At 67.5% G+C, this 11,219-nt stretch carries 16 protein-coding genes; 4 read left to right on the top strand and 12 right to left on the bottom strand.

Annotated features, from left to right (window positions below; translation table 11 throughout):
• The 3 genes from ACNA7R_RS16760 to ACNA7R_RS16750 all read right to left on the bottom strand — a co-directional run.
• Nucleotides 1-1,260: hydantoinase/oxoprolinase family protein (locus ACNA7R_RS16760; protein WP_416284679.1), on the bottom strand; the 1,260-nt coding region annotated here is incomplete at its 3' end.
• Nucleotides 1,261-2,466, bottom strand: a complete 1,206-nt coding sequence (locus ACNA7R_RS16755) for an Nramp family divalent metal transporter (protein ID WP_416284678.1) — start codon at nucleotides 2,464-2,466, stop codon at nucleotides 1,261-1,263.
• Nucleotides 2,467-2,601: 135 nt separating this feature from the next.
• The gene (locus tag ACNA7R_RS16750) at nucleotides 2,602-3,150 is read right to left on the bottom strand and encodes a ribbon-helix-helix protein, CopG family (RefSeq protein WP_416284677.1); all 549 of its coding nucleotides are present in this window, start codon (nucleotides 3,148-3,150) and stop codon (nucleotides 2,602-2,604) included.
• Nucleotides 3,151-3,307: 157 nt separating this feature from the next.
• Between ACNA7R_RS16750 and ACNA7R_RS16745 the strand changes: the two genes are divergently transcribed.
• Entirely contained in the window at nucleotides 3,308-4,600 is a 1,293-nt protein-coding gene (locus ACNA7R_RS16745; RefSeq protein WP_416284676.1) for a TIGR00341 family protein, read from the top strand.
• Between the two features lie 78 nt (nucleotides 4,601-4,678).
• Here ACNA7R_RS16745 and ACNA7R_RS16740 read toward each other — a convergent pair whose 3' ends face one another.
• Nucleotides 4,679-5,011, bottom strand: a complete 333-nt coding sequence (locus tag ACNA7R_RS16740; RefSeq protein WP_416284675.1) for a hypothetical protein — start codon at nucleotides 5,009-5,011, stop codon at nucleotides 4,679-4,681.
• A 13-nt stretch (nucleotides 5,012-5,024) separates the two neighbouring features.
• Nucleotides 5,025-6,008: an NOG1 family protein gene (locus tag ACNA7R_RS16735; protein WP_416284674.1), complete on the bottom strand. Its 984-nt coding sequence runs from the start codon at nucleotides 6,006-6,008 to the stop codon at nucleotides 5,025-5,027.
• Nucleotides 6,009-6,149: 141 nt separating this feature from the next.
• On the opposite strand from ACNA7R_RS16735, the gene ACNA7R_RS16730 reads away from it, so the two are divergent.
• Nucleotides 6,150-6,551: a DUF5518 domain-containing protein gene (locus ACNA7R_RS16730; protein WP_416284673.1), complete on the top strand. Its 402-nt coding sequence runs from the start codon at nucleotides 6,150-6,152 to the stop codon at nucleotides 6,549-6,551.
• Nucleotides 6,552-6,592: 41 nt separating this feature from the next.
• Here the strand turns inward: ACNA7R_RS16730 and ACNA7R_RS16725 are convergent, their stop codons facing one another.
• The 5 genes from ACNA7R_RS16725 to ACNA7R_RS16705 all read right to left on the bottom strand — a co-directional run bounded on the left by ACNA7R_RS16725 (nucleotide 6,593) and on the right by ACNA7R_RS16705 (nucleotide 8,756).
• The gene (locus ACNA7R_RS16725; protein WP_416284672.1) at nucleotides 6,593-6,940 is read right to left on the bottom strand and encodes a four-helix bundle copper-binding protein; all 348 of its coding nucleotides are present in this window, start codon (nucleotides 6,938-6,940) and stop codon (nucleotides 6,593-6,595) included.
• Nucleotides 6,941-7,016: 76 nt separating this feature from the next.
• Nucleotides 7,017-7,301 (bottom strand): phosphoribosyl-ATP diphosphatase, encoded by a 285-nt coding sequence (gene hisE, locus ACNA7R_RS16720; RefSeq protein WP_416284671.1) that lies wholly within the window; start codon nucleotides 7,299-7,301, stop codon nucleotides 7,017-7,019.
• Nucleotides 7,302-7,769, bottom strand: coding sequence for a bifunctional nuclease family protein (locus ACNA7R_RS16715; protein ID WP_416284670.1), 468 nt, complete (start codon nucleotides 7,767-7,769; stop codon nucleotides 7,302-7,304).
• A 98-nt stretch (nucleotides 7,770-7,867) separates the two neighbouring features.
• Nucleotides 7,868-8,485, bottom strand: a complete 618-nt coding sequence (pdxT, locus tag ACNA7R_RS16710; protein ID WP_416284669.1) for a pyridoxal 5'-phosphate synthase glutaminase subunit PdxT — start codon at nucleotides 8,483-8,485, stop codon at nucleotides 7,868-7,870.
• A 109-nt stretch (nucleotides 8,486-8,594) separates the two neighbouring features.
• Nucleotides 8,595-8,756 (bottom strand): preprotein translocase subunit Sec61beta, encoded by a 162-nt coding sequence (locus tag ACNA7R_RS16705; RefSeq protein ID WP_005553336.1) that lies wholly within the window; start codon nucleotides 8,754-8,756, stop codon nucleotides 8,595-8,597.
• Nucleotides 8,757-8,980: 224 nt separating this feature from the next.
• On the opposite strand from ACNA7R_RS16705, the gene ACNA7R_RS16700 reads away from it, so the two are divergent.
• Both ACNA7R_RS16700 and ACNA7R_RS16695 read left to right on the top strand, forming a co-directional pair.
• A complete protein-coding gene (locus ACNA7R_RS16700; protein WP_416284668.1) occupies nucleotides 8,981-9,250 on the top strand; it encodes a thioredoxin family protein in 270 nt (89 codons plus the stop codon).
• 180 nt (nucleotides 9,251-9,430) lie between these two features.
• The gene (locus ACNA7R_RS16695) at nucleotides 9,431-9,919 is read left to right on the top strand and encodes a response regulator (protein ID WP_416284680.1); all 489 of its coding nucleotides are present in this window, start codon (nucleotides 9,431-9,433) and stop codon (nucleotides 9,917-9,919) included.
• On the opposite strand, the gene npdG is transcribed toward ACNA7R_RS16695, so the two are convergent.
• Both npdG and ACNA7R_RS16685 read right to left on the bottom strand, forming a co-directional pair.
• Nucleotides 9,916-10,584 carry an NADPH-dependent F420 reductase gene (npdG, locus tag ACNA7R_RS16690; RefSeq protein WP_416284667.1) on the bottom strand — a complete coding sequence of 223 codons (669 nt, stop codon included), beginning with the start codon at nucleotides 10,582-10,584 and terminating at the stop codon, nucleotides 9,916-9,918. The two genes, ACNA7R_RS16695 and npdG, sit on opposite strands and share 4 nt — an antisense overlap.
• Nucleotides 10,585-10,655: 71 nt before the next feature.
• The gene (locus ACNA7R_RS16685; protein ID WP_416284666.1) at nucleotides 10,656-10,913 is read right to left on the bottom strand and encodes a hypothetical protein; all 258 of its coding nucleotides are present in this window, start codon (nucleotides 10,911-10,913) and stop codon (nucleotides 10,656-10,658) included.
• Between the last annotated feature and the right edge of the window lie 306 nt (nucleotides 10,914-11,219).

Below are 11,219 nucleotides of genomic sequence, written 5' to 3'. Positions count from 1 at the left end.
GCGGGCCGCATCGACGTCGAGGGTCATCTCGCCGCCGAGCGCCGTGTCGGGGCCGATGTAGCCGAGCACGACGTTGGCGTCGGTGACGGTCGGCTCGGTGCCGCCCTTCCCGTAGCAGGCGGGGCCGGGTTCGGCGCCCGCCGACCGGGGACCCACCCGAAGGGCGCCGCCCGCGTCGACCCAGGCGACCGATCCCCCGCCCGCGCCAACGGTGTTGACGTCGACCATCGGCGTCCGGATTGGGAGCCCGTCGATCTCGGCGTCCGTGGTCCGTTCGGCCTCGCCGTCGCGAACGAGGCTCACGTCGCTCGAGGTGCCGCCCATGTCGAACGTGACGAGTCCCTCGACGTCGGCGTCGTCGACCGTCGCCGCGGCGCCGACGACGCCCGCCGCCGGCCCCGACAGCGTCGTCGTCACGGCGTGGTCGCGAACGGTCTCGGGGTCGGCGATCCCGCCGTTTGCCTGCATGATCCGTGGGGCCGGCAACCCCTGTTCGGCCGCCTCGTCGACGAGCCGGCCGACGTAGCGGTCGATCGCGGGACGGACGTAGGCGTCGACCGCGGTGGTCGAGGTGCGCTCGAACTCGCGGAACTCCGCGAGCACCTCGTGGGAGGCCGAGACGGGAACCTCGAGCTCCTCGCGCAGCACGTCGGCGATCCGTCGCTCGTTCTCGGCGTCGGCGTAGGCGTGGAGCAGACAGATCGCGACGCTCTCGACGCCCCGTTCGCGAAGCGTCGCTGCGAGTTTCCGGACCTCGTCGGGGTCGACCGGTCGTTCGACCCCCTCGGCGGTCGTTCGCTCGTCGACCTCGAAGCGACGCCGGCGGGGAACCAGCGGGTCGGGCTTCTCGACCTCGAGGTCGTACAGGTCGGGGCGATCCTGACGCCCGATCTCGAGGACGTCTCGGAACCCCGCGGTCGTCACGAGCGCCGTCTTCGCGCCGCCGCGCTCGAGCAAGGCGTTGACCGAGACGGTCATCGCGTGGGCGAAGGCGTCGATCTCGCTCGGCTCGATGCCCGCCCGGTCGCAGGCTTTCGCGATCCCCTCGAGGACGCCGACGTGCTGTCGGTCGGTCGTCGTCGGGACCTTGGCCGTGACGAGGCGGTCGTCGACCGACAGCGCGACGTCGGTGAAGGTGCCGCCGACGTCGACGCCGATCCGGGTCTCGCTCGCCTCGGCGGTCGTTCCGCCGTCCGTAACCGCTGCGGTGGTGTTCGCCGAGACCGTACGTCGTTCGGGTGTGTCGCTATTGTCGTGCATTCAGAGGATGAGGACGTCGTAGAGCGTTTGCAGGCCGATACCGACCACGACGAGCGTGACGAGCCCGCCGAGAGCGTTCTGCAGCGTGCTGTTCGTGTACTCGCCGAGCAGCCCCTCGTTGTTCATTGCGTAGATGAGGAAGACGGCCAGTACCGGCAACAGGAGGCCGTTGGCGACCTGCGCGAAGACGATTACCCGCACGGGGTTGAACCCGACCGCCGAGAAGACGACCCCAACGGAGAGGATCGTCACCCAGATCGCCCGGAAGCGGGTCGATTTGAGGTCGCGCTCCCAGCCGAGCGCGCCGGCCGTCGCGTAGGCGCCCGCGAGGGGTGCGCTCATCGCGCTCGTGAAGCCGGCCGCGAAGAGGCCGACCGCGAAGAACGTCAGCGCGTAGCCGCCGAAGACGGGCTCGAGCTGGTCGGCCATCTCGCCGACGTCGGCGATCGAGGTTCCCTCGGGGAACACCGCGGCCGCGGTCACGACGATCGCGGTCGTGATGAGACCACCGACGACGACCATCCCGATCGTGTCGGTCCGACACTCCGCGAGGTCGTCGGGACCGCCCCAGCGCTCCTGGACGGTGCTCGCGTGCAGAAACAGGTTGTAGCCGACGACGGTGGTACCGACGAGGCCGGCGATCAGGTACGCCGACCCCTCCGGTACCGTCGGCACGAGGCCGCCGGCGAGCGCCCCGAGGTCCGGCCGGACCATGATCGCGTTGAGCAGGAACGCTCCGCCCATGACGGCGACGAGGCCGACGAAGACCCGCTCGATCAGCTTGTAGTTGCCCGACCAGAGCAGCGCGCCCGCGACGATCCCGATCAGCGGTCCCCAGACGTTCTCGCTGACGCCGGTGATCGTCGCGAGCCCGGCCGCGCCGCCGACGATGTTACCGGTCTGGAACGCCGCCGTTCCGATCCCGATCGCGCTGACGACGAGCAGGACCGACGCCCACTTCGCCAGCGGGTTCGAGAACTCGTCTCGGAGCGCCTCGCCGAGCCCCTCCCGGGAGACCAGCCCGAGCCGCGCGCTCATCTCCTGGAGGACCATCGTCGCGACGATCGAGAAGGCGATCGTCCAGACGAGCACGTATGCGTACTCCGCGCCGATGACGCTCGCGGTCGTGACGGTTCCCGGACCGACGAACGCCGCCGCGACGAGCGCGCCCGGTCCGATCGCTTTCAACCTGTCTACAAGACCCATGGTGAGTGTACACACTCTTCGCTCTCCGAGAGCAACATAAGGGTTGTTGAGCGTCGATCATACGTCTTCGTCGGTTCGACCGTTCCGACCGGTCACCGTATGAGAAGGTATGAACTCGTATGCGGTGATCCTCGGCTACTCGCCGCTCGAGCGCTCGGCGATGATCGTCTTCGAGACGCCGCGTTCGACCTCGAGTTCGATCGGCATCGAGGCGGTGCTGCGCTCGATGAAGCGGGTCATCAGCCACTGGATCGCCTCCGACGGAAAGACGACGTGGTAGACGCCGTCGGCCTCGTCGCGCACCTCGAGGAAGCCACAGAACGCGAGCCACTCGAGGAGTTCGCCGACGCCCTCGAACCGCTCCTCGTACTCCCGGGCGTGGTAGTCCGAGACCCGGTCGGCCGCCTCGACGAACGCCGGGTCGGGGTCGCCGCCCGCGTAACAGTGCTCGAGGAAGGCGTGCAGGAAGTCCACGTCGAGCAGGACGTGCTCGCCGGAGGAGAGCATCCGGTAGTACTGCTCCAAGTTGTCGCTCGGCCGTTCGCTCGCGGCCTCGAAGTTGGCGGCGTAAAACGACAGCGCCCGGCGAACGAGTTCGCTCCGTCCCTTCCCCGTCTCGCCGGCGAGCGTCTCGAGGGCCGCCTTCGCGTCGTCGTCCAGCGAGACCGTGACCCGGTGTGTCATGGGATCGGAGACGAACGGGAGACGGGTATAGTTCACGGACCGCCGGCTGTCGCCCCTCCGGTCTCCGGGCGATCCGGAGATCGACGCGTCGGCGAAACCGACCGACTGCACACCGAAAGCGCCCGAAGTTATGACCCCGGGGCTCGACCTACCTGACGTGCGGCTCGTACAGTTGACGGTTCCGACGGGAAAGCGACAGACGATCCTCGAGACGCTCGACGATCGAGGGATCGACTACGTCGTGACCGACGAGGAGAGCGACCGTGACTACACGGCGGTGGTCTACTTTCCGCTGCCGGCGCCGGCGGTCGAACCGGTGCTCGACGACCTCCAGGAGGCGGGGATCGGCGAGGACGCCTACACGGTCGTCGTCGACGCCGAGACGGTGATCTCGCGGCGCTTCGAGGCACTGCGCGAGGAGTACGAGGAGGGGGACGTCGAGTCCGACCGGATCTCGAGACAGGAGCTCCAGACCGAGGCGGAGTCGCTGACGCCGACGTTCGGCGTCTACTCGACGATGACGGTCATCAGCTCGATCGTCGCGACGGCCGGCCTCCTGCTCGACTCCCCGGCGGTCGTCGTCGGCTCGATGGTGATCGCGCCGCTGATCGGGCCCGCACTCGGTGCCAGCGTCGGCTCGGTGATCGACGACGAGGAGCTGTTCGTCGAGAGCATGACCTACCAGATCATCGGCGTCGTCTTCGCGATCGGCGCTGCGGCGGTGTTCGCCTGGTCGGTCCAGGCGATCAACATCGTTCCCCCCGGACTCGAACTCGCGGAGGTCGACGAGATCTCCGAACGGCTCGCCCCCGACCTGCTGTCGCTGGCGGTCGCGCTCGGGGCCGGCGTCGCCGGAATCGTCAGTATCGCGACGGGGATCTCCGTCGCGCTCGTCGGCGTCATGATCGCCGCGGCGCTGATCCCGCCCGCGGCGGCGGCGGGGATCGCGATCGCCTGGGGCCAGCCCGCGGCGGCGATCGGATCGACGGCGCTCGTCTTCGTCAACGTCCTCTCGGTGAACCTCGCCGGCCTGTTGACGCTGTGGTACCTGGGATACCGGCCGGAGAACCTGTTCGCGCTCGGGGAGACCGAACAGCGGGTCCGAAAACGCGTCGTCGGACTCGTCGTGATCGTGCTCGTCTTCTCGGTCTTCCTGGGGGCGATCACCTACTCGTCCTACCAGACGGGCAACTTCGAGGAGAACACTCGCGAGGAGATCACGATGGCCCTCGAGGACGAGGCGTTCGAACAGTACCAGTTGCTCGAGATCGAGGTGATCATGGACGAGGACTATCCGATCCAGAGCCCGGAGCGGGTGGTCGTCACGATCGGCGGCCCGCCCGGCGAGTCCCCGCTCGGACTGGCCAGCGAGATCCGCGAGCGCGTCGAGCCACACGCCAACGGCGACGTCGAGATCGAGATCCGGTACGTCACCATCCTCGAGGAGTGATACTGTCGGACGGCAGCCGGTGAGGCGTCGCTCGCCCCGCCTTCGAGCGCACGGTTCTCCCACCCAGTTCCTCGCTACTCAACGGCTCCGGAGCCGCTCGAGCGTCGATCGGGGGTCGACGCCGGACGATCGGTCGGCCTCCGATCCGTCGTCTGTCGCGGTCCCGTCCTCGTCCTCGGTTCCGTCGTCGCCACCTCGTCCGAGCCGACGTCGGACCCACGCTCGCGGCCCGCCGATGCGGTTGACGAGGTAGGTCGGGAAGTAGAGCACGAGCAGCCCGAAAAACAGGAAGCTCGCCCCCCAGGCGTACCGCCCCGCAAAGAGGTAGTTCGCCGCGAGGAAAAACAGCGGCCCGGCAAGCGAGAAGCCGGCCGCGGTCTGTAACATCCAGAGGATTCCTGGTCCCTTCATCGTCCCGTAGTCCTCACTCCTCGAACGGCAGTTCCGGTTCGTAGCCGATCGCCTCGACGGCCGCGTCGAGGACGGTCTCGACGTTCTCGCCGGTCTCGACGCTCATCTCGTAGTCGGCCTCGACGTCGGCCGTCCAGTGGTCGGCGCGGTCGACCTTGTTCGCGACCGTGAACACGGGGACGTCTTCGAACTGCGCGGCGATGGCGTCCCGGAGTTCGAGCTGGGACTCGAGGGGGTAGCCACACTCCCCGCTGGGATCGAGGACGACGAGCATGCAGTCGGCGAGGTGTTCGATCGCGCTTACCGCCTGCGATTCGATCTCGTTTCGATCCTGGGGCGGGCGGTCGAGCAGGCCGGGCGTATCGACGATCTGGTAGCGGATGTGGTCTCGCTCGAAGTGACCCAGCCCGATCCCCTTCGTCGTGAACGGGTAGGAGGCGGTCTCGCCGCGGGCGTTCGTGACGTCGTTGACGAACGACGACTTGCCGACGTTGGGGTAGCCCGCGACGACGATCGTCGGCTCGTCGGGGCTGATCTCGGGCAGGTCCCGCAGATCGTTGCGCGACTCGTTGATGTACAGCAGTTCGTCGTCGATCTGTTCGACGATGTCCGCGAGGCGGGCGAACGCCTGCTTGCGGTGTTTGCGCGCGGTGTCGATGTCCGTCTTTCGCAGTTTCGGCTGGTACTCCTCGTGGATCTCGCGGGCCTTGCGGCTGGCCCACATCGTCTCCGAGAGGCTCTGTCGCAGGCGGTCCACGTCGACGATCGCGTCCGCGATCTCGTAGTAGAACGGATGGACGTCGTCCTCGTAGGCGAAGTCGGGCCAGGCCGTGACGACGTTCTCCAGGTTGTCCGAGATGATGTTCGCCGCCGTCTGCAGCATCGACTGCTGGGCCTCGAGGCCGCCCTTGGCCTTGCCGGCCCGCGCCGCCCGCGAGAACGCCTTGTCGATCAGCTCTTCCGACGTGGGCGTGGTCGGAAGGTCTTCGAAAATCATGCCTCCAGCTAGAACCCGCGGTCGTAAAAGGTCGTTCGTTATGGCGCGGCCCTCGCGAGGACTGCGTCCGACGATTCGACGGGTCGTACCCCGCAGTATCCACGCCGAGGGCTTATGTCCGCTCGCGTCCGACGGATCGGTATGACCGACTGGCGTTCCGTCATTATCGGCTTTCTCGTCATCACCGTTCTCGGGATCGTCGGGCTCACGCTGCCGGGCGTCGGCCAGCTCGCGGCGGGACTGATCGGCGGGTTCGTCGCCGGCTACCTCGCCGGCGGCGGGCTCGGCCGCGGCTTCTGGCACGGGCTGCTCGCCGGCGCCCTCGGCGGGATCGTCGCCGGCGTGCTCGTCGCGCTCGTCGTCGGCGTCGCCGGCTGGGCCGGCGGACCGATCGGCGGCGCCATGGGCGGCCTCGCCGGGTTCGGGATCTTCCTCGTCGCGCTGGCGCTGTCGTTCATCATGGCCCTCGAGAGCGCGATCGCGGGCGCGATCGGCGGACTCCTCAACTCGGGACGTTCCGAGCCCGCCGGCCGGCGGTACTAGCGCTGCCTCGCCGGATCCCGGGTCGAAAGAAGCGATCTCGCTCAGGCCGACGCCATCTCGCGGCAGCTCTCGACGCACTTCGGAAGGATCTCGGCGCAGGCCTGGCAGTGGTCGTGGTCGTGGCCCTCGCACTCCTCGGCGCACTCCTCGCAGACGTCGGCACAGAGTTCGCCCAGTTCCTCGTGGTAGCTCGAGTTCCGAGCCATGAATCGGGCGTGTAGCGAGGCGATGTCGGCCACGTCCCGACAGAGCCGGATGCAGCGGGCCATGTCCTCGCCCTCGTCGGCGCAGGCGTCGGCACACCACTCGCAGACCTGCGCGGCCTCGAGACAGTTGTCGATACACTCCTGCATGTGGTCGTCGGCGTGTTCGATCTGTTGGACTGCCATGCAGCCATTCTCACACCGATCAGCGTCATCAATCTGGTCCGGGCGGCTGCAAGCGTCCGCGCCGTCGGGCGCTCGTTTAGCGCCGCGCCTCGAGTTCGGCCTCGAGATCCTCGAGGTCCATGTCTTTCATCGACAGGAGGACGAGCAGGTGGTAGACGATGTCGGCGGCCTCGTGGGCGATCTCGTCGTGGTCGTCGTCCTTGGCCGCGAGCACGAGTTCGGTGTTCTCCTCGCCGAGTTTCTCGAGCACCGCGTTCTCACCCTTCTCGTGGGTGAACAGCGACGCGGTGTAGGAGTCCTCGGGTAGCGTTTCCTTGCGATCCTCGATGACGGCGAACAGGGCTTCGAGCGTGTCGTCCATTCAGAACTCACCGGAGACGTCACGGACCGATTCGAGGTGCTCGAACTTTTCCCTGTCGTCTCGGCCGTCCTCGAAGACGTCCTCGGTGACCTCGATGGGAGCGTTCGTCCGGGCGGCAAGCGCCAGCGAGTCGCTCGGGCGCGCGTCGATCACCGTCTCGCCGCGGGGGGTCTGCAGATGGAGGTCGGCGATGTAGGTGCCGCCCCGGTCGTTCGCCCCGGACTCGATCTCGCTGACGACGACGCGCTCGATCCGGCTGCCGAGTTCCTCCATGACGTCGAGCAACAGGTCGTGGGTCAGCGGCCGGCCGATATCCTCGGCCTCGAGGCCGCGGTCGATGCTGACGGCCTCGTTGAACCCGATGAAGATCGGGACGACGTCGTCCTCGTCCTCGACCTCGAGGACGACGACGGGTACCGGCCCTTGCGGCGTTCCCGCGACGCGGACGGCGTCGATAGCTGCATCCATAGACGGACCGACGTGTGGCAGCGGAAAAACGTGTTCGGTCGCACATGCTTGCACGAGCGGCGACGGCCCGCCGCGAGATCCGAGATCGGTCGGACGAATTAGGCGGACCCCTCGAGCGCCGGCCCGATCGACTCCTCGTTCTCGAAGAAGGCCAATCCGTGGAGGCGGCTGTCGGGAGTCAACTCGGGGTGGAAGGCGGTGGCGACGACGGGGCCGTCGCGCACTGCGACCGGGCGCCCCTCCCAGCGCGCGAGCACGTCGGCGTCGCCGACGTCGTCGACGGCGGGCGCGCGGATGAACGCCGCCGGAAACGGCTCCTCGAGACCGTCGATCTCGAGGGGCGCCTCGAAGCTGTCCTTCTGCCGCCCGAACGCGTTGCGCTCGATCGACGCGTCGATCAGCCCGAGCTCGTCGACGCGGTCGTCGTTCGCGTCGCTCGAGGCGACGATCAGGCCGGCGCAGGTCGCGAGCAGCGGCTTTCCGGCCGCGACGTGGTCGCGGATCTCGTCGGCGATTCCCTCGCCGTGGACGAGCCGTGAAATCGTCGTCGACTCCCCGCCGGGCATCGCCAGCAGGTCGCAGTCGGGGACGATCCCCGATTCGCGGATCTCGCGGACGGTAACTTCCCGGCCGTGGGCTCGCGCGGCGCGGTCGATCGCGTCGGCGTGGGCGTCGACGTTGCCCTGAACGGCGACGACGCCGGCGGTCAGTGACATGGCTGGCGGGTAGGGAACGGACGGGCAAAAGCGCCGCGTCACGGAGGCGGCTCGAGTCCTCCGACGGCGTCGCTACCGGAGCACCTGTCGGGAACGGCGGGAACGAGGACTAGGAGACGAAGATCAGCAGCTGGACGAGCACGCCCAGCATGATTCCCGTCGCGATGACCGTCTTCGGGTCGATGCGGATCGCGTTCGAGTCCTCTGCGTCGAAGTACCGGACGAGTCCGGCACTGGACATCAGCCCGCCGGAGTTCTGTCCTCTGTCCATACGTACACCATCGGGCCGGGCTGAACTAAAGCTTTCGACGATCGAACCGGTTCGGGGGGACGGCGCTAGCGGTCATGAGTTTCCAGTCGAGCAGCCCCTCGCGGCCGCCGCGGACGGCCTCGAGACCGACCCGGTCGGGATCGATCCGTGGCGTCCGCGAAGCCGGCGCGAACCCCCGAGTGGGAAACCCTTATGCGCGGCGCGTGGCAAGTACGCCTGATCACATGTCCGTCACGCTCAAGGACTTCTACGCAGACTGGTGTGGCCCCTGCAAAACCCAGGATCCGATCCTCGAGGAGCTCGAGGACGACTGGGAGGGCCGATTCGAGGTCGAGAAGGTCAACGTCGACGAACAGCAGGACGTCGCCAACGAGTACCAGGTCCGATCGCTGCCGACCCTGATCATCGAGAACGACGACGGCGTCGTCGAGCGCTTCGTCGGCGTCACCCAGCGCGAGGACCTCGAGGACGCCCTCGAGGACGCCGGCGCGTAGTTCCCGGAGCGCCACCCGATTTTTCGCCGCGTGTTCGCCGATAGAGGGATCCATCCGCAGATCTCTCTCAGAATCCGAAGCCGGAGGCGGGCCGACGAACGATCGACATCTCGCGAGGGGACTTCAATGCCTGAAATAACAGGCAGCGACTGCATGGGGGAGGCGTTCGCAGGTAGGAGCATGTCGGATGGTGCCGGTGGGTTTCCAGCGACGCTGGAGATCTTACTCGTCGAGGACAATCCCGGCGACGTGCGGTTGACGAAGGAGGCGCTGCGAACGGTGCCGATCGAGCCCACGTTTCACGTCGTTACCGACGGGAGCGACGCGCTGGACTTTCTCCACCGCCGCGGGGAGTTCGCCGACGCACCCCGTCCCGACCTCGTCCTCCTGGATTTCAAACTGCCGCGGTTGAACGGCGACGAGGTCGCGACCGAAATCGAGGGCACGCCCGAACTGGAGGAAATCCCTCTGATCGTGCTCACCGGCCATCCCGCGCAGGATCGAGTGCTCGGTCTCGACGAACTCCCCGTCGACGACGCCCTCACGAAACCGGTCGACGCCGAGGTGTTCCTCGAGACGTTGCGCTCGCTCGATGCGTCCTGGTCGGGTCCCGAGTCCGTCTCGGCGCCCGAATCCGAATCCGAATCCGAGTCGGAGCCCGCCCGCTAGTTGAACTTCACGCCGACGTCGTGGAGGTCGTCGTTGTACCGGGCGACGTTGATCACGAGCGGCGTGACGCTTTCGACCTCGGCCGCGTTCGCTAACGGTCCGACGTCGAGCGCCCGGAGCCCTTCGATCTCCTCGGCCAGTGCGATCACTCGTTCTTTCGCGTCGGAATCGTCGCCGACGACGAGCGTGTCGAGATCCAGCTCGAGCTCGAGGTCCGTGAGCGCGCCGGCCGCGAGGTTGTGGAAGGCGCCGACGACTGGCACCTCGTCGGGCGCGCGCTTCGCGACGAGTTCGGTGACGCTGCCGGCACTCGGCGGGTGGTAGTGGAGTCCGTCGTCGTCGCCCTGCATGCCGACCGCGGGCGTGACCAGCACGGTGTCCTCGTCGAGGACGTCCGCGACAGCCTCGACCGTATCGCCCGCGTAGTACGGCGGGACCGAGAGCACGACGACGTCGGCCCGATCCGCGGCCATCTCGTTGACGAAGCCCTTCACGTTCGCCTCGGCGCCGATCGTCTCGAGGACGTCCTCGTACTCCGCGACCGCGTCGCGGGCCTTCTCGGGATCCCGGGAGCCGATGAGGATCTCGTGGTCGGTGTCGCGCGCGAACCGAAGCGCGAGTCCCTCGCCGATGTCGCCGGTGCCGCCCAGTAGTGCGATTCGCATACGACTCCCTGGGGACGGCAGCGGAATAAAACGGTGGGGGTCGGCCGATCTCGCCGGGTTCTCGGGCGGCGTCAGGGCGCGTCGTGGTCCTCGGGGTTCATCGCCTCGCCGACGTTGCCGTCGTAGGCGTCTCGCTCCTCGATCTCCCGCATCCGCTGGTCGAGCCGATCCTCGAGGGCCTGGCGGCGCTCCTCGTCGACGTCGCCGTCGGTGCTCATCGCCTCGAGATCCCGCTTTGCCGTCTGAAGCACCGAGATCGCCTCCTCCTGCTCGAGGTCCTCGACGCGGCCCAGGTTCCGCTCGACGTCGTCCAGCGTCGTGTCTGTCATACGCGCTCCGTTCGCTCGGAAGCGTATTGAAAGGCAACCCGGCAGGCGAACGCTGGGAGCGTTGCCGTCGCAGTAAATCGGTGCGTAGAAGCGGATAACTCGCTAGCTGCGTGTGCGTATGGAATAGCCGGCGATACGTTTGCAGTGCCGACCAACCACCACTGGGTGGGACTGATACGGTTTACTGTAAGTCATTACCGGCGCAACCGCGACCCGTGCGGCGGTTGCACCGGTAAATCGTTACAGCAATCCGTATCAGACGTTCTCAATTCCATCGCTTGAATATACAGTTATCCTGTCTAACAT

Origin of the sequence: Natronococcus sp. (assembly GCF_047921035.1) — an archaeon.
GTDB lineage: Archaea > Halobacteriota > Halobacteria > Halobacteriales > Natrialbaceae > Natronococcus.
This window is presented reverse-complemented; position numbering and strand designations above follow the sequence as displayed.